This window comes from Aurantibacter sp. UH7 (genome assembly GCF_056839165.1).
The window spans coordinates 691,212-709,595 of sequence record NZ_CM166388.1 but is presented as its reverse complement, the minus strand read 5'-3'; the positions used below and the strand labels follow the sequence as shown (position 1 = coordinate 709,595).

Annotated in this window: 18 protein-coding genes; 8 read left to right on the top strand and 10 right to left on the bottom strand. The window is 34.5% G+C overall.

The genetic code is table 11. The features are described from left to right. Nucleotides 1–37: 37 nt before the first annotated feature. From UH7x_RS03035 to UH7x_RS03015, 5 genes are all read right to left on the bottom strand, one after another. Nucleotides 38–553: a DinB family protein gene (locus tag UH7x_RS03035; RefSeq protein ID WP_482362245.1), complete on the bottom strand. Its 516-nt coding sequence runs from the start codon at nt 551–553 to the stop codon at nt 38–40. 119 nt (nt 554–672) lie between these two features. Next, complete coding sequence (gene pruA, locus UH7x_RS03030; protein WP_482362244.1) at nt 673–2,301, bottom strand: L-glutamate gamma-semialdehyde dehydrogenase; 1,629 nt, start codon at nt 2,299–2,301, stop codon at nt 673–675. Nucleotides 2,302–2,579: 278 nt separating this feature from the next. Continuing rightward, the gene (gene apaG / locus UH7x_RS03025; protein WP_482362243.1) at nt 2,580–2,966 is read right to left on the bottom strand and encodes a Co2+/Mg2+ efflux protein ApaG; all 387 of its coding nucleotides are present in this window, start codon (nt 2,964–2,966) and stop codon (nt 2,580–2,582) included. An 11-nt stretch (nt 2,967–2,977) separates the two neighbouring features. After that, nucleotides 2,978–4,117, bottom strand: a complete 1,140-nt coding sequence (locus UH7x_RS03020; RefSeq protein ID WP_482362242.1) for a DUF3667 domain-containing protein — start codon at nt 4,115–4,117, stop codon at nt 2,978–2,980. A gap of 72 nt (nt 4,118–4,189) precedes the next feature. Further along, on the bottom strand, nt 4,190–5,437 hold the full coding sequence (locus UH7x_RS03015) for a type IX secretion system plug protein (RefSeq protein WP_482362241.1): 1,248 nt from the start codon (nt 5,435–5,437) through the stop codon (nt 4,190–4,192). Between the two features lie 147 nt (nt 5,438–5,584). On the opposite strand from UH7x_RS03015, the gene UH7x_RS03010 reads away from it, so the two are divergent. From UH7x_RS03010 to UH7x_RS02975, 8 genes are all read left to right on the top strand, one after another. Beyond that, a complete protein-coding gene (locus tag UH7x_RS03010; protein WP_482362240.1) occupies nt 5,585–6,937 on the top strand; it encodes a Na(+)-translocating NADH-quinone reductase subunit A in 1,353 nt (450 codons plus the stop codon). Nucleotides 6,938–6,940: 3 nt separating this feature from the next. Further along, nucleotides 6,941–8,242 (top strand): NADH:ubiquinone reductase (Na(+)-transporting) subunit B, encoded by a 1,302-nt coding sequence (locus UH7x_RS03005; RefSeq protein ID WP_482362239.1) that lies wholly within the window; start codon nt 6,941–6,943, stop codon nt 8,240–8,242. A gap of 2 nt (nt 8,243–8,244) precedes the next feature. After that, a complete protein-coding gene (locus tag UH7x_RS03000) occupies nt 8,245–8,991 on the top strand; it encodes a Na(+)-translocating NADH-quinone reductase subunit C (protein ID WP_482362238.1) in 747 nt (248 codons plus the stop codon). Between the two features lies 1 nt (nt 8,992). Further along, nucleotides 8,993–9,640: an NADH:ubiquinone reductase (Na(+)-transporting) subunit D gene (locus tag UH7x_RS02995; protein WP_482362237.1), complete on the top strand. Its 648-nt coding sequence runs from the start codon at nt 8,993–8,995 to the stop codon at nt 9,638–9,640. A gap of 12 nt (nt 9,641–9,652) precedes the next feature. Further along, on the top strand, nt 9,653–10,417 hold the full coding sequence (gene nqrE, locus UH7x_RS02990; RefSeq protein ID WP_482362236.1) for an NADH:ubiquinone reductase (Na(+)-transporting) subunit E: 765 nt from the start codon (nt 9,653–9,655) through the stop codon (nt 10,415–10,417). A gap of 2 nt (nt 10,418–10,419) precedes the next feature. Then, nucleotides 10,420–11,727, top strand: a complete 1,308-nt coding sequence (nqrF, locus tag UH7x_RS02985; RefSeq protein ID WP_482362235.1) for an NADH:ubiquinone reductase (Na(+)-transporting) subunit F — start codon at nt 10,420–10,422, stop codon at nt 11,725–11,727. Nucleotides 11,728–11,830: 103 nt separating this feature from the next. Next, a complete protein-coding gene (locus UH7x_RS02980) occupies nt 11,831–12,190 on the top strand; it encodes a Na(+)-translocating NADH-quinone reductase subunit F (protein WP_482362234.1) in 360 nt (119 codons plus the stop codon). Further along, nucleotides 12,147–13,226, top strand: a complete 1,080-nt coding sequence (locus tag UH7x_RS02975; protein ID WP_482362233.1) for an FAD:protein FMN transferase — start codon at nt 12,147–12,149, stop codon at nt 13,224–13,226. The genes UH7x_RS02980 and UH7x_RS02975 overlap by 44 nt, the downstream gene beginning before the upstream one ends. Here the strand turns inward: UH7x_RS02975 and UH7x_RS02970 are convergent, their stop codons facing one another. The 5 genes from UH7x_RS02970 to UH7x_RS02950 form a co-directional block, all read right to left on the bottom strand. Next, complete coding sequence (locus UH7x_RS02970) at nt 13,227–13,991, bottom strand: class I SAM-dependent methyltransferase (protein WP_482362232.1); 765 nt, start codon at nt 13,989–13,991, stop codon at nt 13,227–13,229. Between the two features lie 59 nt (nt 13,992–14,050). After that, entirely contained in the window at nt 14,051–14,869 is an 819-nt protein-coding gene (gene map / locus UH7x_RS02965) for a type I methionyl aminopeptidase (protein ID WP_482362231.1), read from the bottom strand. A 25-nt stretch (nt 14,870–14,894) separates the two neighbouring features. Further along, entirely contained in the window at nt 14,895–16,397 is a 1,503-nt protein-coding gene (gene gpmI / locus UH7x_RS02960; protein ID WP_482362230.1) for a 2,3-bisphosphoglycerate-independent phosphoglycerate mutase, read from the bottom strand. Nucleotides 16,398–16,773: 376 nt separating this feature from the next. Continuing rightward, a complete protein-coding gene (locus UH7x_RS02955; protein ID WP_482362229.1) occupies nt 16,774–17,541 on the bottom strand; it encodes a M48 family metalloprotease in 768 nt (255 codons plus the stop codon). A 43-nt stretch (nt 17,542–17,584) separates the two neighbouring features. Continuing rightward, a complete protein-coding gene (locus tag UH7x_RS02950; protein ID WP_482362228.1) occupies nt 17,585–18,325 on the bottom strand; it encodes a M15 family metallopeptidase in 741 nt (246 codons plus the stop codon). Nucleotides 18,326–18,384 lie beyond the last annotated feature (59 nt).

The window sequence follows — 18,384 nt, the reverse complement described above, 5'->3', positions numbered from 1 at the left end:
TGCTAAAAAGCACCTTTTATTTAAAATTAGTAAGCAATTACTTGCTCCAAGGTGGTGTAACCCCATTGGATCTAGCGTAAGCAATAAGTTGTCCTTTATGCTCTCCATTATGTTCCATGATGGCTAATAAGCCTCCTAATTTGTTCATTTTAGCAAATCCAAAATCTACTTCATCAGTTAATGAAGCATTCTCTACTAACATTATCTTTTCTAGTACAAACTCGTTAGATTTCTTTAAGGTGGCAATAACATTTTCTTTTCCAGTAATTTCACCTAAGGTCATCATATCGATATCTTCAGGTGGAGCAAACCCCATTTTAGAAGCTAAATAATAATTACCGCCCGCAACATGTAAAATTGCCTCTCTAACTGAATTTACACCTTCCATAGGTCGCCAATCGTATTGTTCTTCCGAAAAAGCCTCAGCCAATTGTATTACTTGATTTTGATTGCCTGATAGCACGCCTTGTATTGTGCTTTGCGTTAATTTGTCTTGAGCAAAGCTGAAGACCGTGGTCATTAACAGCAATGCTAGTGTTGAAAGTTTTTTCATTTTCTGATTGTTTAAGTTACTATTGTGTTAGTCCTTTTGCTTAATTTTTTAAGCAAAGGCGTTTGGAAAGGTAACCTTTTTTAAATATAAAGCCTTCAAACACTAGCGATTATGAATAATTATCCTAAAAAAGGATAACGGTAATCTACCGGTGTTACAAATGTTTCTTTTATTAATCTAGGTGATACCCAACGCAATAAATTTTGCGCTGAACCAGCCTTATCATTTGTTCCTGATGCTCTAGCTCCGCCAAAAGGTTGTTGTCCAACCACAGCTCCGGTTGGCTTATCGTTTATATAGAAATTACCAGCAGCATTTTGCAAAGCTTTGGTTGCCTCATCAATCGCATATCTATCGGTTGATAGAACAGCTCCAGTTAATGCGTATTCAGATGTGGTATCTACTAATTTTAAGGTTTTGGCCCAATCTTTATCATCGTAAACATAAATAGTAACCACGGGTCCAAAAAGCTCAGTTTCCATGGTAGTATATTTAGGGTCTGTCGTAAGAATAACAGTTGGTTCTATAAAATATCCTTTAGATTTATCATACTTTCCACCAGCAATAATTTTTGCTTTCTTATCCTTTTTCGCTTGGTCTATATATTTTGCCAATTTATCAAAAGAACCTTCATGAATCACAGCTGTAATGAAGTTAGACATATCTTCTGGCGAGCCTGGAGGATTGAAAGATTCAACATCCTTTTTAACCAATTCTAGAATTTTATCCGCCTTAGATTTTGGAAGGTATACTCTAGAAGCTGCACTACATTTTTGTCCTTGAAATTCAAAGGCACCACGTACAATAGCAGTAGCAACTTGCTCAGGATTAGCTGATGAATGTGCTACGATAAAATCTTTACCACCTGTTTCACCTACTATTTTAGGGTAGGTTTTATAGGTATGTATGTTATTGCCAATTTGTTTCCATAATTCTTTAAAAACGTGAGTCGAACCAGTAAAATGAATTCCTGCAAAATCAGGACTAGCTAATATGTTTTTTGTTATCATGACGGGGTCGCCATATATAACATTAATTACACCGTCGGGTAAGCCAGCTTCTTTAAACACATCAACAATTACTTTTGCTGAAAATATTTGACTATCACTAGGCTTCCAAACCACAACGTTACCCATCATTGCTGCACTTGCAGGTAAATTTCCAGCTATAGCGGTAAAATTAAATGGGGTGATTGCGTAAATGAAACCTTCTAATGGTCGATATTCTACACGATTCCAAATGCCTTCAGCTGAGTCAGGTTGTTCCTGATAAATCTGAGACATATATTCTACATTAAAACGCAAGAAATCTATAAGTTCACATGCTGCATCAATTTCAGCCTGATGTATATTTTTGGACTGAGCTATCATAGTAGCCGCATTTATTTTAGCTCGGTAAGGTCCTGCAATTAGTTCTGCTGCTTTTAGGAAAATAGCTGCTCTTTGCTCCCATGTTAAATTTGCCCATGCATCACGTGCTTTTAAAGCAGAATCTATTGCGTCTAAAACGTGAGATTTGTCAGCTACATGATAGCTGCCTACTTTATGTTGATGATCATGTGGAGGAGACATTGGCTTCGTCTTTCCAGATTTCACTTTTTTCTTGCCAATGTACATTGGTACTTCTACATTGCCCTTGTAATAAGCCTTATATTGTTTAAGAACTTCTTCGCGCTCTGCTGAACCAGGTGTATAGCCTAAAATTGGTTCGTTAATAGCAGTTGGTACTTGAAAAAAACCTTTACCCATGTCATTTTATTTAGGGGTTAAAAACTGATGCAAAGGTACTTGTTGTTTTTGAGAATAAAAAGAAATTAACCTTAACTAACAACGGGCATTAATGTAAGAATTACTTGCTTTAAAAAGAGGTTGAAAGTTAGGTTTATTGTAATAAAGATTGGGAGGATTTGGTGTTGCTTAAAACTTTTGTAGTTAATTGTGAAATCTTAAATAGAAGCTTAAGTCAATTGCTTTTATTTTATTGATCTTAAGTTATATGGTAGTGCTATTTGTTTTGAGGTGTACTACTAGTTTAATGCAAAAGGAGCATGGAATTTGAAAGTGGGAATGTACACTCTAAATTTTTCTGATGTGCTAAAATTTACCATGTTATAATGACCCTTCATTGCTCCAATAGGAGATGCTAAAAGACAACCAGAATTATAGGTGTGCGACTCACCTGGTTCAATAACAGGTTTCTTGCCTATTACGCCTTCACCATCTAAAACCTCCATGTCATTTAAAGAGTCATAGATTTGCCAATGTCTACCAGTAAGTTGGACAGAATCTTTACTTTGGTTTTCTATAGTGATTGTATAACCAAATGCGAAATGCATTTTGTAATTTTTAAAGAACGTACCTTCAAAAGTAGTTCGTACAGAAATTTTTATGCCTTTTGTAACTAGTGTTGTCATGGTCTCTTAATCTAAAATGTAAAAATGTTCGCCGCAAATAATATTGCCATTGAAAACATTGCCAATATAAAAAAAATCGAATTTAAAAACACGTATTTAATACTTGTTTTGATAAAACCCTGTTGATAGAACCTTTTCATCGATACAAACAGGTAAATACAAAAGAGAATTAGAAAAACCCAATTGACTTTAATGTTTGTTATCCATTCAATCAAATAACTAATAATCAGCAAGATAAAAAACAAAGATGTATTGTGAAAGCTAAAGATCAAATGATCGGTATAACTGTATTTTTTTCTGATATAAACCAGCCAAATAAAGAGTGCGAACACTGGTAGAAAGAAAAATATGGCAAATGGGAGCTTAGATATCATCGAACTTATAAAAGTTCCTGGTTGTTGAATTAGTCCAATTGTGCCATGGGCAAGGTTGAATGTAAGTTTATTTTCGTTTGTGTTTGCTATATTATACTTCTCTAAAGTTTGGTCAAAGTCATAAATGGTATCCTTGCTTATCACTGTTCTAAAAAAATCTTGTTTCTTATTCTGTCGAACAATAAAGTTTTTGTTTTTTATGGAACGAAAATAAGCACTGGGATTAGCTAATATTGTGGAATCTTTACTTTTTGTTTGATTTAAAGTTTCTCTAAAACCTGTTTTTATGTTTTCGACATTTAAGATTGTATCTAATTCAGGTGCGTAATTTGCATTTTCAATGTCGTCTGATTCGAATTTGAAATCATTTACTCGGTTAAAAATTTCATCCTTGTCATGCAAACCATGTTTGTCTAAGCTTGAGTAATTTCCGCCATAATTAACCATTAAAAAATAAATAATCGTAAGGCTTAAAAGAAACCGAAATGGATTGGTATATGACGCTCTTTTGCCGTTTATAAAGTCTCGTGTGATTTTTCCAGGTTTTATCAGCATTGCGCTAAGTGTTTTTAGCAACCTTGAATCGTACGAAATTAATGTTGCAAAAAACTCGTCGAAGAAATCTTTTAAGGATAGTTTTTTGGTACTATTTGCCTGAGAGCAATTTGGACAGAATTTGTCTGTTAGCTTTAGTGGTTGTCCACAGTTTAAGCATTCAGTACCTCTGAATTCTAGTTTAAATCTGCCTTTGGATGTTGTGCTCGGTATATTGTTCATATCAAGCTTCCAAGATATAAAATCTTTATACAAAAAGTTCTAATAAAATAAACCAAATATGAAGACAATTGGTTAATTGGTGATGTTTCTGGAGTTGGCTGATCCTACACCAATAATACTGTCATATAAATCACCAAAATTGCGATAATAAACTAAAATTAAGTAATTGTTTTCTGTGAAATGATAATTACCTGAAACAGTGTTAAGGTCTATTAGTCCGTCTTCTTTTTGCACAATGTATTTGTAGTTGTAAAACCCTTGTTTTAGTTCTAAAGAGCCTTCCATCATGCCATTATCTTCATTGTATATTAATTTATTTTCCTCAGTAAGGGCGTAATTGTTGAATTTACCAAAAACGTAAACATCGTCAAGTCCTAGAATTTCGTTGTATGGCAAGCTGAAATGTATTTTGGTGTATTCTGCTTCTCTAGAAATATCATCCCCCTGTAAGGTTCTAATAATATAGTCGCCATTTACATCAGGAAAATAGGTGTATGGTATATTGTATCTTAAATTATCAGGGAATAAATAATGCTGGTAAAGATCTTCAACTTCAATTCTGGCTATTTCTGAGCTAGGAGCTCTTAAATCTTTTGTGTCAAAATACAAGAATTCGTTACCTCCAAAAAAACTGGTTTCATAATCGTATTTATATACAAGTTCGGTGCCAATTGTAAATTGTGGTGGCACGTTGTATAATGCGGTAGGCCAATGATAATTTTGTATAATCGCTATTTTAACCTCCTTTTTTGGGTTGATTAATTGTGTGTTGCCTGAGTTTATTGTGAATTGTACTACTTGTTTCTCATTTAAAAAATCAAAATCTCGTGACCTCTTTACTGTACCACCTACGGTAACCAAATCTTTGTAAACAACAAACCTTCTTGAGAACTGAATTTCATCGCTAGAATTATAAATTTCCAGAACGTAGTTGCCACTAACTTTCAATCTAACGGCATCATTCGGAATGCTTAGTTCGTAGTTGGAGTAGGGTTGTAGCGTATTGTAGCTATTGCCATAATTTATTATTCGTTGGTTGTCTACACCGTCTAAATATTGAGATTTTAAAAGACTAGAGCTTTGCCAGTCATAATCGCAATGAACTATTTTATAGTAAAAATCTTGTTCACTTGCAGAAAGGTCATCAAACTCTAGATTAACAGATTCACCTAATTGAACTACTGGAAATTGATCTTCGGTTGGCCCTTTAAATACAATGGATTTAATGTAGTCTGGAGCATTTACTTCTTCATGCACCTGAGCACAGACTGAGGAAGAGATAAAAAAGAGTAAAACTAATCGTAAAGCAATCGAGCTCATGAGCCTTCAAATTTCTGGTAAAGTTAAGCAAAAAGCATACCTAAAAAATTAACCTCGATATAATGCCTAAATTAATAGGTAATAATTATGAAAAGAATCGTTTAAATGCTAAATTTGCCCGAATTTTAATATAAGGTCTACAAAAATATGTCTAAAGACATCCGAATTAAGAAAGGGTTAAATATAAACCTTGTCGGCACCGCAGAAAAGACTACTTCTAAGGCTGTTTTAAGCAATGTGTATTCGCTTAATTTAAGTGATTTTCATGGGGTAACGCCTAAAATGCTAATAAAACAAGGTGCTGAGGTTAAAGCTGGTGAGGCGATTTTTTACAATAAAGACAACGAAAACATGCTTTTCGTGTCGCCCGTAAGTGGTGAATTGGTAGAAATTGAACGCGGTGCTAGAAGAAGAATTCTTTCACTGAGAATCTTACCAGACAAAAATCAAGAAAGTTTAGAACATACCACTTTTGATGTGCAATCGGCTACAAAAGAAAGTATTAAGGCTTTTATGTTAAAATCGGGGTGTTGGCCGTTTATTAAACAGCGTCCTTATGATATTATAGCGAACCCAGATGTAAATCCGAAGGCTATATTTATATCAGCTTATACTACCGCTCCCTTAGCGGCAGAAGCAGATTATGTGTTGCAGGGAAAAGAAAAGGAATTGCAAACTGCCATTACTGCTTTAAGTAAATTAACTCCAGGTAAAGTTCATCTTTCAGTTGGAGCTTCAAGTAGTTCAGTTTTAACTAGTTTGTCAAATGTAGAACTACACAAGATATCAGGTCCTCATCCAGCTGGTTTAGTTGGAACTCAAATAAATAAAATTGACCCAATAAATAAAGGAGAAGTTGTTTGGACAGTTACTCCACAAGACCTTATTATTATAGGTGAAGCTTTGTTGACAGGGAAATTTAATGCTGAAAGAACAGTTGCTTTAGTAGGTTCATCAGTTAAAAATCCAAAATACTATACAACACTCATAGGGGCTGAGATTTCAACCTTTTTATATGCTAGTGGTGTAAATGAAGATAATATTAGAGTTATAAATGGTGACGTGCTTACTGGTTCTAAAAGTAAGCCAGACGGTCATTTAGGATTCTATAATAATACAGTAACAGTTATTCCAGAAGGCGATGATTATGATTTCTTCGGATGGAATAAACCGATTTTTAATAAAATCTCAGCAACAAGAGCTTTAACGTTTTCTTGGATGCAGCCAAACAAGAAATTTACGTTAGATACCAATACCAATGGTGAGCATAGAGCTTTCGTGGTAACTGGGCAATACGAAAAAGTATTTCCTTTAGATATTTTTCCAATGCAGCTTTTAAAAGCATGTTTGATTAAAGATCTTGATGAAATGGAACAATTGGGGCTTTACGAAGTAGCTCCTGAAGATTTTTCTTTGACAGAATTTATCTGCATATCTAAACAACCACACCAACAAATTATTCGTGAGGGATTAGATTTGCTTTATAAAGAAATAGGATAAAAGATGAGTGATAAAAGACTGACCTTTAAGAAAAGACTACACATCTTAAAGCACCATTACCGAGGTAAAAAGATGGCTCCTGCATTTAATGCAATCCATACTTTTTTATTCGCACCAGACGAGACTACACATTCAGGTTCACATGTTAGATCAGCAGATGATCTAAAGCGAACTATGAATACCGTGATTATGGCGTTGGTGCCGGTACTTATATTTTCAATGTTTAATGCAGGGTATCAACATTTTTCTGCAATTAATGGTTTTCCAGAGAATTTCTCTGTCATGGAACATTTCTTGACTTGGGATAATTTTTGGATTGGTATAATTAAAGTACTGCCATTGTTGATTGTGTCTTATGGTGTTGGACTACTTATTGAATTTATATTTGCCGTTATAAAGGGACATGAAGTAGAAGAAGGTTATTTAGTTACGGGTATGTTAGTACCTTTAATTGTGCCTATTGATACACCCCTTTGGATGTTAGCAATTGCTGTTATTTTTGGCGTTGTTATCGGAAAAGAGGTTTTTGGTGGTACAGGTATGAATATTCTAAACCCAGCATTAACTATACGTGCATTTCTTTTCTTTGCCTATCCAACATGGATGAGTGGGGATAAAGTTTGGGTCTATGAAGCTCGTGAACGAGCAGAAATGATTGCTGATGGCGCTACGAATGTGGATGCAATATCAGGGGAGACTGTACTTGGATTTTTGGCACAAGGTAAAGGGGCTGAAATGGATGCAGTATATAGTACTTGGGATATGTTCTGGGGCTTTATTCCTGGTTCTGTAGGTGAGACACCTACATTCTTAATTTTGTTAGGTGGTTTATTTTTAATCTTTTCAAAAATCGCAAGTTGGCGAATAATGTTAAGTGCTGTAATAGGTTCTTTAGTTATGGGCTTAATATTTAATGGTGTTGTTGATCAAGGATGGATTTCAGGAAATAGTCCGTTCTATGGATTAATGAGCTTTGACTTCTGGAAACATTTACTAGTTGGTGGTTTAGCATTCGGTATCGTATATATGGCTACTGACCCAGTTACAGGCGCACAAACAAATAGGGGTAAATGGGTATATGGATTTTTAATTGGTTTTATGTCGGTGATGATTCGTGTATTTAACCCAGCATACCCAGAAGGTGTATTCTTGGCTATCTTGTTAATGAACGTATTTGCTCCTACAATTGATCATTATGTGGTGCAAGGCAATGTTAAAAGACGTTTGAAACGATTAAAAAACGCTACTATTTATCCTAAAGATTCAGAAGGAGAAGCAAAAGAACTAAAAGCAGAAACTGTATAAAAATGGCAATCAATACTGATAAAAATAGTTATACCATAATTTTTGCAACTATTATGGTAATGGTGGTAGGATCAATTTTGGCTTTTTTAGCCTCAGCCCTACGACCAAATATTCAAGAAAACGAAAGGTTCGAAAAGCAACAGAACATTCTTTATGCTATGGGTATTAATGAGAATGACGAGTCTAGTGTGAGTTTCATACCTACCGATAAGGTTGAAGGAGAATTTAAGAATTATATTAAAGAGCAGTTGGTTATTGAAGGTGATAAAGTCACTAAGAATGATGAAGCTTATTTAATAGATTTAAAAAAGCAGTTAGCAGCAAAAAAGAAAGGCGAACCATTTAAATTACCTCTTTTTATAGGTGAAAAGGAAGGTAAGAAATTCTATATAATACCAATGTATGGTAAAGGATTGTGGGATGCAATTTGGGGTTTTATAGCTTTAGATGATACCATGACCGTGCAAGGTGTTTATTTTGATCATAAAGGAGAAACTCCAGGATTAGGTGCTAATATTAAGCAACGTTATTTTATGGATGATTTTACAGGAGAAACCATTTTAAAGGGCACTAAATATTCTGGTGTTGCCGTGGTTAAAGGGAATAACGATCCTTTAAACAATACTAAAGATGATAATGAAGTTGATGCTATGGCAGGAGCTACTATTACTGGTAACGGTGTTTCAGCAATGATTAAAGAAAGCGTTAATTTATATAAAGGTTATTTAGAAACCATTAGAGTTAAATAATATGGGATTACTTTCAAAAAAAGACACGAATTTAATTTTAGATCCTCTTGCAGATAATAACCCTATTACTATTCAAGTACTAGGTATATGTTCTGCTTTAGCAATTACCGCTGAATTAAAGGCATCAATTGTAATGGCTGTTGCGGTTTTATTTGTATTAGGTCTTGGTAACGTAGTTATTTCACTAATGCGTAATATCATACCTTCTAAAATACGTATCATCGTTCAATTAATAGTTGTTGCCGCATTGGTAATTATAGTGGATCAAGTACTAAAAGCTTATCAATATGAATTGAGTAAAACATTGTCTGTTTTTGTTGGGCTGATTATTACCAACTGTATTATTATGGGACGTTTTGAGGCTTTTGCTTTAGCAAACGGACCATGGAAATCTTTTCTCGATGGAATAGGTAACTCATTAGGATATGGAATTATTTTAATCATTGTTGGCTTCTTTAGAGAATTGTTAGGATCAGGTACATTATTAGGTTTTCCTGTTTTAGGAGATCCAATAGCTAAAACAGGACTTTATGCTACCGGCTATGAGAATAATGGTTTTATGATTATTCCACCAGCGGCGCTTATTGTTGTAGGTATTATTATTTGGGTGCAACGTTCGCGTAACCCAGCATTAGTTGAAGACAATTAATATTTGAGTATTATGTTAGAGCATGTAGAATTATTTTTTAAGTCCATTTTTATTGATAACATGGTTTTTGCCGTGTTCTTAGGAATGTGTTCTTATTTGGCGGTTTCTAAAAAAGTGGCTACCGCTGTAGGTTTAGGAGCTGCTGTGATTTTTGTACTGGCAGTAACGGTTCCTATGAATTGGTTGCTAGATAAATATTTATTGCAAGATGGAGCTTTAGCATGGCTAGGACCAGAGTATGCAGGATATAATCTAAGCTTTTTATCCTTCATATTATTTATTGCAACAATTGCTACTATGGTACAATTGGTTGAAATAGTAGTTGAAAAATTCTCACCATCACTTTATAATTCTTTGGGCATCTTCTTACCATTAATTGCTGTTAACTGCGCAATTTTAGGAGGTTCTTTATTTATGCAAGCGAGAGAAATTGAAACATTAGGTCTTGCATTTAATTATGGAGTAAGTTCAGGGATTGGATGGTTTTTGGCCATTTTAGCAATTGCAGCTATTCGTGAAAAAATTAGATATTCAAATGTTCCAGCACCATTGCGAGGATTGGGTATAACTTTTATCATTACAGGTTTAATGGGTATTGGTTTTCAAAGTTTCGGTGGTATGTTAACCGGTGGAGGTGATGCTGAAGAGACGGCAGAAACTGAAACTGCTGTTGATAAAGTTGATACGGAAGAATTAGGAGTATTAGATACAAATAAGAAGAAACAAGAGGAAATTGACGAAAATGATATTTCTTATAACGATGCTATAAAAAAGTAGAAATGATATTAGCTACAAGTACCGGAGGAACCATATTAATAACAGTTGTTGCATTCCTCATTCTTTTATTATTATTGGTTTCATTATTGTTGTTTACCAAGGAAAAACTATCTCCTTCAGGACCGGTTACTATAACCATAAATGGAGAGAAGAAAATTGAAGTAGGCTCAGGAAGTTCATTGCTTACAACTTTAGGTAATCAAAAAATATTTTTACCTTCTGCTTGTGGTGGAGGTGGTACTTGTATTCAATGCGAATGCCATGTACTTTCTGGAGGTGGTGAAGCTTTACCAACGGAAACACCTCATTTCTCTAAGAAAGAATTAAACCATGGTGCTCGTTTGGCCTGTCAAGTAAAGGTGAAGCAAGATATGGAGATTACAATTCCGGAAGAAGTATTCGGGATTAAAAAGTGGGATGCAACAGTTGTTCGTAATTATAATGTTGCGTCTTTTATAAAAGAGTTTGTAGTTGAAATTCCAGAAGATATGGGATATAAAGCAGGTGGCTATATTCAAATAGAGATTCCTCCATGCGAAATTAAATATTCTGATATTGATATTACTGCTCACCCCGAAGAGCATGAAACTCCTGATAAATTTCAGGCAGAATGGGATAAATTCGGACTTTGGCCTTTAGTGATGAAAAATACAGAAACGGTTGAACGTGCTTATTCTATGGCTTCTTTTCCAGCTGAAGGACGTGAGATAATGTTGAACGTACGTATTGCTACACCACCATGGGATCGTTCTAAAAATGGCTGGATGTCTGTAAACCCGGGTGTGGCGTCTTCATATATTTTTGCCCAAAAGCCAGGTGATAAAGTGGTTATTTCAGGACCTTATGGTGAGTTCTTTATTAATGAATCTGATTCTGAAATGTTATATGTTGGTGGAGGTGCAGGAATGGCTCCTATGCGTTCACATTTATACCACTTGTTTAAAACATTAAAAACAGGAAGAAAAGTTACGTATTGGTACGGTGGACGTTCTAAAAGAGAATTATTTTACCTAGACCATTTTTACGAATTAGAAAAGGAATTTCCAAATTTCAAATTCTATTTGGCTTTATCTGAACCAATGGAAGAAGATAACTGGAAAGTGAAAGAAAATATTGATGCACCAGGAGATGGCTTTGTTGGATTTATCCATAATTGTGTAATAGATAATTATTTAAGCTTACATGAATCACCAGAAGATATTGAATTGTATTTCTGTGGCCCGCCGTTAATGAACAAAGCTGTTCAAAAAATGGGCGAAGATTTTGGTATTCCTGATGAGCATATACGTTTTGATGACTTTGGTGGATAACATTAATGTTTATATATTTTTTTTCTAAAAGAGAAAGGATAAAACTAAAATTACAAACCTGACAGATTTTCAAACCTGTCAGGTTTTTTGATTCATATTTAAAATGAGTAAACCACTTACAACACAAGAGCTTCATAATCTAGCCATGAATATTGTGGGTAGAAAATTAGAGGAAGATGGTTTTGAATTTATGGGTATAAATAGCAAGCCTAAGAAGAACCCGCAATTTGTATGCTTAAAGGATAAACAATTACATTTTATTATTGTCAGAAACGTCGCTTTTCCCGAGGATCCAACAAATTATAATCATGAATTTATGATTAAAATGAAAGATCATGCTTTAAAACATGAAGCAAAAGCATATTATGCAGGTGTTGGCTTATCTAATGCAAAAGATAGATTACTACCTGTTTATTTGAATGAAGAATATATTGTTGATTATGATGGACTTATTGAAATCTGATAGTATGGGTGTTAAGGATGGTACTGCCTTTTTAATTATTCGTTTTGCTCTTTTATTGTTACTAGTTTCTTGCTGTAATAGTCAACCAACATTAATAAAGAATCATAATAGTGGTGCGGCCTTGGGTACAAGCTATAGTATAACCTATATTTCGGAGTCTTCTCAGGACTTTCAAATGGAAATTGATTCTGTATTTGCAGCGATTAATCAATCCATGTCCACTTATATTCCTACTTCTGATATTTCGAGAATTAATAGTAGCGATTCAACAATTGTGGTTGATCATATGTTTCAGGAAGTATTTCTTTTGTCTAAAAGTATAAACAGTGCAACAGATGGCTATTTTGATCCCACTGTGGGTGTTTTAGTTAATGCGTGGGGATTTGGACCCGGAGAGCAAATTCAATTAGATAGCGCTAAGGTAGATAGTCTTTTAGATTTTGTCGGTTTTAATAAAGTTGTGTTGCAAGAGAATCGCACCATAAAAAAAGAATTGCCTGAAATTAGATTTGATTTTAATGCGATAGCCAAAGGATACGCAATAGACCGTTTGGGGGTTATGTTAAATCAGAAAGGAATTGAGAATTATTTAATTGAAGTAGGGGGAGAGGTTGTTGCTAAGGGAGTCAATAGTATAAAAGAAAAAGACTGGGTTATTGGTATTGATGATCCAGAAGCTGATTCACGAATTAGCCCGAAGCAATTAATTTATTTGAAAGATAGGGCAATGGCTTCTTCAGGCAATTATATCAAATATAGAATCGATGAAGAAACAGGTGAAAAATATGTTCATACAATTAATCCACTAACTGGATATGCCAAGAATTCTACAACATTGGGAGCTACAGTTTTTGCTAATAATTGCGCTACAGCAGACGGTTATGCTACGTCTTTCATGGCTATGGATTTAAGCGATGTAATGAGTTTATTAAAGACTCATAGCGAACTAGACGCTTATATTGTTTATTCTGATGATCAGGGGGTAATCCAAGAATATATGACAGAAGGGTTTAAAAAGCTTTTAATTTCGAAGTAATTATTTTCTAACCAATGGGATGATTTCATCCTTTGCAAGTCTATATTTTTCTAAATCTTCACCAGAAAATTTAGCGGTATAATCAACCTCTTCTACAGTAAAACCAATACTACGTAATTTATCGAAATAATCGCGACCATAAATTCGCACATGATCATATTGGCCAAAAATCCTCGCTCTTTCTTTCTTGTCAACAATGCTATTGTCTTCAAAGGTTTTAAGTCTGTTTAGATCTTGCGGTATTTGAAAAATTCCCCAACCTCCAGGTTTTAAAACACGGTACATTTCTGTCATAGCCTTGGTATCGTTTGGTATATGTTCTAAAACATGGTTGCAAAGTATAACGTCAAAAGATTCGTCATTAAATGGTAAAGCGCAAATATCTGCTTTTACATCGGCTAAAGGTGAATTTAAATCAGTTGTAATATAATCTAGATTTTTTAGTGCTCTGAATCGTTTGTAGAACGCTTGTTCAGGTGCAAAATGTAAGAGGCTTAATTTAGCTGTAAAGAAATCAGTTTCGTTTTTCAAGTATAGCCAAAGTAAACGATGTCTTTCTAGTGATAGTGTTGCTGGAGCAAGAACATTTTCTCTCGGACTTTCATAGCCATACGGAAGAAAACTTTTAAAACTTTTTCCATCAATGGGATCCACATATTTGTCTCCTCGCATAAAAAAAGCAAGAATAGGTCGGGCCCAATAACTCATTTTAATAAGTAAGGGTCGCGGTATTATATTCAGTACAATTTTGAAAAATTTCTTCAAGTTATTGTTCAGCGTAGTGCCATGAATTAATAAAGTTCTTTAGTATTCGGTAAATAAACTTAAACTACTAATTTTTGTTTTCTAAACTCATCTTCCTCATTACTTTCTAAACCGAGAGCATCGTATATATATTTAAAAGTTGACAATAATTCTGGTTTGCCGTCTACAAGTGCTACATCATGTTCAAAATGAGCACTAGGTTCACCGTCAGCTGTAAGAATTGTCCAGCCGTCGCTAAGTTGTTTTATACGACGAGTACCCATGTTTGTCATTGGTTCAATTGCCACAACCATTCCGTTTACAAACTTCTTACCCCGACCACGTTTTCCATAATTTGGCATTTCTGGATCTTCGTGCATTTTTTTTCCTAAACCATGTCCAACTAATTCACGTACGACACCATAACCATGGTCTTCTGTGTATTTTTGAATAGCAAAACCAACATCGCCTACGCGGTTACCGATTTTAAATTCTTTAATACCAATATAGAGTGATTCTTTAGTAATTTGTAGTAGTTTTTTAATTTCAGGTTTTACTTCACCAACTTCAAAAGTATACGCATGATCACCATAAAAATCATTTTTTAAAGCTCCACAATCAATTGATATTATGTCGCCCTCCACTAACGGTGTGTCGTTGGGTATGCCATGAACAACCTGAGAATTTGGACTCATGCAAAGTGAATTCGGAAAATTATAAAGTCCTAAAAATCCGGGTACTGCACCATGGTCTCTAATAAATGATTCAGCCAATTTGTCTAATTGTAAAGTAGTAACCCCTGGCTTAATTTCAGCGGCTAACATCCCTAAGGTTTTTGAGACAATTAATGCGCTTTCACGCATCAGTTCAATTTCTTCTGCAGTTTTAATCTTAATCATAATTTACAAAGGTAAGTAAGACTTTTTAAATTAATGATTTACAGGTCATTGCTTCTGGTTGAGCTATGCCAATCATTTTTAAAATGGTGGGCGCAACATCTCCAAGTACGCCATCATTAATTTTCTTCAAATCTTTATCTATTAAAATAATAGGAACTGGATTGGTAGTGTGTGCTGTATGGGGAGAACCGTCAGGATTAATCATGGTCTCACAATTTCCATGATCTGCAATCAATAGGGTAGAGTATCCATTTTCTAAGCCAGTTTCAACTACATTTTTCACACAAATATCTACAGCTTCACACGCTTTTATTGCTGCTTCCATAATGCCAGTATGACCAACCATATCGCCATTTGCGAAATTAAGACAAACAAAATCAGCTTCTTGTTTCTTTAAATCTTCAACTAAAGCTTCAGTAAGTTCGTAAGCACTCATTTCTGGCTTTAAGTCATAAGTTGCTATTTTGGGTGAATTTCTTAAAATTCTGCTTTCTCCTTCAAAAGGCTCTTCTCGTCCTCCAGAGAAAAAGAAGGTAACGTGAGGATACTTTTCTGTTTCCGCAATTCTTATCTGTTTTTTACCAGCCTTAGATAATACTTCACCAATAGTTTCTGTAATGTTGTCTTTATTAAACACAACATGAATTCCTTTAAAACTATCATCGTAATTGGTCATTGTAACATAATACAATGGAATTTTTTTTGTGTTAAATTCAGGAAAATCATTTTGAGAAAGCATGTTTGTAAGTTCTCTGCCACGATCAGTTCTAAAGTTGAAGAAAATAATTACATCATCCTCGGCAACAATACCATTTGAATTCGCAATAAGCGGTTTTATAAATTCATCAGTAACATCATTATTATAATTCTCTTCAAGACTTTTTATAATATTGTTGGTTGGAGTTCCAATACCTTTGGCAATTGCATCATAAGCTAGTTTTACTCTTTCCCATCGGTTGTCGCGATCCATGGCATAATAGCGGCCAGTTACCGTAGCAATTTCACCTACGGTTTTAGACATGTGTTCTTGTAGGTCTTTTACGTAACCAGAACCAGCTTTCGGGTCAACATCTCTACCATCGGTAAATGCATGAACAAATACATCTTTTAGTCCATTATCATTCGCAGCTGTGAGCAGCCCTTTTAAGTGATTAATATGTGAGTGAACTCCACCGTCACTTAATAATCCTAGGAAATGAACTTTTTTATTGTTTTTCTTAGCATAATTAAAAGCATCTACTAAGACTTTTTCGTCTTTTAAAGTGTTGTTTTTAACGGCTAAGTTGATTCTAGTTAATTCTTGATAAACAATTCTTCCAGCTCCCAAATTCATATGACCAACTTCGCTATTGCCCATCTGACCTTCAGGTAGACCAACATTAAGTCCATCTGTACGCAATGTGGCATTCGGATACTTTAAATATAAACTATCTATATAGGGCGTATGTGCATTATCAATGGCAGAAACTTTAGGGTCCGGTGACATTCCCCAGCCATCTAATATCATCAATATAACTTTCTTGTTCATGTGGAATATTTATTTCTTATTCAAAAGTAGAACGATTATAGTACTAATGCCAATTTTTTGAATCTTGTTTTTATCTTTTTAAGAATATTTAGCTAAAAAGTTCTACAAATAGCAAATTTGGTGTTAATTGTACTTAAAGTTGATTTCGAAGCGGGGGTGTCTCATGATCTGATCTTTAAATTGATAAGGGTTATTAAGCAAGGAAATGGATTTAGAAATTGTAACCTTGATTCTATTAAAAAAACCAATGATTAAGTCAATGTTACTTAATAAATTAAAGGAAAAAGGGATTAATTCTAAGATAGTATGAGACGTACCATAATATGGATTGATAATAAAATTTACTAAAAATCAATCATTTAGGTATTACGAAAGTTTACTGACTGCTATATTTTTGAATCGCCTCTTTTATTTTTTCGATTCGGTTTTCAGGGTCAGGGTGGGTGCTCTGCATTTCGGGTACTCTATTTGGACCAGCAGCGGCCTTTAATATCTTCATAACCTCAATCATTTCATATGGATCGTAACCCGATTGTATCATAAATAAAACACCAAGATCATCACTTTCTAATTCATCACCACGGCCATTAGTTAATAAGGTATTTTGGCCTATACCACCAACAACATTACCAATGTCACCAGCGCCAACAGTTGCACCCATTGTTGCGGTTTGCCAGAAATTACTATCTGCAATTCTTTCTGCTGAATGTCTTCCAACTACATGACCTATTTCATGACCTAAAACACCAGCTAATTGAGCTTCAGTTAATTGCTTAAATAGGGCATAGGTGATAAAACATTGTCCACCAGGTAATGCAAATGCATTTATAGTTTGGTCATCAGCTAATAAATGAAAATCATATTTATAAGGGGTTTCACGGGCAATGCTACTTTGTACTAATTTCTTCCCAACTGCATCTACAAAAGATTGTAAACGCTCGTCTGGGTATAGCCCACCATGTTGTTGCGCCATTTCTGGAGCACTTTGAAGACCAATAGCAATTTCTTGCTCAGAAGACATGTTTATGTGCTGTGATCTTCCAGTGTATGGATTTTCTTCAGTATTGCTGCATTTTTGAATAAATGCAAAAGCTACAATGGCAAGACCAATGAATATTCGTATCTTCCAACTACTTCTTCTCATGTGTTTTATCTTCTTTCAGTACGGTTATAAGGTACAAAAAGAGTTATAAAAGCGAAGTGTTTATATCTAAAATATTGTTTCTCACGTAGTTTTTAATAAATCCTGTGGTGAATTCTGAACTACCTTCGAATTCCTCATTCTTTAAAATTTGCATTAGATTTTTACTTCGGAATTGAGTTAGCATAGGTACAGATAATGGAGCGTAACTATAATGCCATGGTTCATATTTAAAACCATTCCGCTTTTCCACATCTGTATAAACTAAATGAAAATCGAATTTTTCAGAATTTTCGTCCATCCATTTCTTAAAGTTCTCGAAAGGGCCTCCACTTTTAAACAAATTAGGCACTAAAACATCACCTTCAACTTTAGGATAGCCATCTATTATATCAATATCAGTACCCCAATGGTGCCTACTTGTACCTGGAATAGTAGAGTATTCAATTATTTTATCAATTGCATCTAAAGGAGCCATTCCTTCATCATCAATATAGCGTAAATATTTACGCTCAAATATTGTGGTTTGTCGTTCAAAGCTTCTGTAACTAGATACTATTTTAATATCAATACCATCGCTATAAGCTGCTTTTTTCATTTCTAAAAATGCGTCGTGTGCTTCTTGCCTAAGGTTGATACCCTCACCATAAAGGTCAATATCTACCTTGCCCATTAGCTCTAGAATGCTGTATTCAACATCATTATCGTTCGCGAAACTTAAGCTTGGTAACATAGTTAATGCTAAACCAGATAAGCTACTTTTCTTAATAAATTTTCTTCGTTGCATAAGTTATGTGTGAATTTCTATAGTTTTAGATGATTGGTTAAAAGCAAATATGCTGCCAA

Excerpts from the sequence above, each read along its gene's own strand:
- UH7x_RS03005 (WP_482362239.1), top strand. The coding sequence starts at position 6,941 with ATGAGTGATAAAAGACTGACCTTTAAGAAAAGACTACACATCTTAAAG.
- UH7x_RS03035 (WP_482362245.1), bottom strand. The coding sequence starts at position 553 with ATGAAAAAACTTTCAACACTAGCATTGCTGTTAATGACCACGGTCTTC.
- UH7x_RS02975 (WP_482362233.1), top strand. The coding sequence starts at position 12,147 with ATGAAGAATATATTGTTGATTATGATGGACTTATTGAAATCTGATAGT.
- UH7x_RS03000 (WP_482362238.1), top strand. The coding sequence starts at position 8,245 with ATGGCAATCAATACTGATAAAAATAGTTATACCATAATTTTTGCAACT.
- UH7x_RS02980 (WP_482362234.1), top strand. The coding sequence starts at position 11,831 with ATGAGTAAACCACTTACAACACAAGAGCTTCATAATCTAGCCATGAAT.
- nqrF (WP_482362235.1), top strand. The coding sequence starts at position 10,420 with ATGATATTAGCTACAAGTACCGGAGGAACCATATTAATAACAGTTGTT.
- UH7x_RS03015 (WP_482362241.1), bottom strand. The coding sequence starts at position 5,437 with ATGAGCTCGATTGCTTTACGATTAGTTTTACTCTTTTTTATCTCTTCC.
- nqrE (WP_482362236.1), top strand. The coding sequence starts at position 9,653 with ATGTTAGAGCATGTAGAATTATTTTTTAAGTCCATTTTTATTGATAAC.
- apaG (WP_482362243.1), bottom strand. The coding sequence starts at position 2,966 with ATGACAACACTAGTTACAAAAGGCATAAAAATTTCTGTACGAACTACT.
- UH7x_RS03010 (WP_482362240.1), top strand. The coding sequence starts at position 5,585 with ATGTCTAAAGACATCCGAATTAAGAAAGGGTTAAATATAAACCTTGTC.
- UH7x_RS02950 (WP_482362228.1), bottom strand. The coding sequence starts at position 18,325 with ATGCAACGAAGAAAATTTATTAAGAAAAGTAGCTTATCTGGTTTAGCA.
- UH7x_RS02995 (WP_482362237.1), top strand. The coding sequence starts at position 8,993 with ATGGGATTACTTTCAAAAAAAGACACGAATTTAATTTTAGATCCTCTT.
- gpmI (WP_482362230.1), bottom strand. The coding sequence starts at position 16,397 with ATGAACAAGAAAGTTATATTGATGATATTAGATGGCTGGGGAATGTCA.
- map (WP_482362231.1), bottom strand. The coding sequence starts at position 14,869 with ATGATTAAGATTAAAACTGCAGAAGAAATTGAACTGATGCGTGAAAGC.
- UH7x_RS03020 (WP_482362242.1), bottom strand. The coding sequence starts at position 4,117 with ATGAACAATATACCGAGCACAACATCCAAAGGCAGATTTAAACTAGAA.
- UH7x_RS02955 (WP_482362229.1), bottom strand. The coding sequence starts at position 17,541 with ATGAGAAGAAGTAGTTGGAAGATACGAATATTCATTGGTCTTGCCATT.
- pruA (WP_482362244.1), bottom strand. The coding sequence starts at position 2,301 with ATGGGTAAAGGTTTTTTTCAAGTACCAACTGCTATTAACGAACCAATT.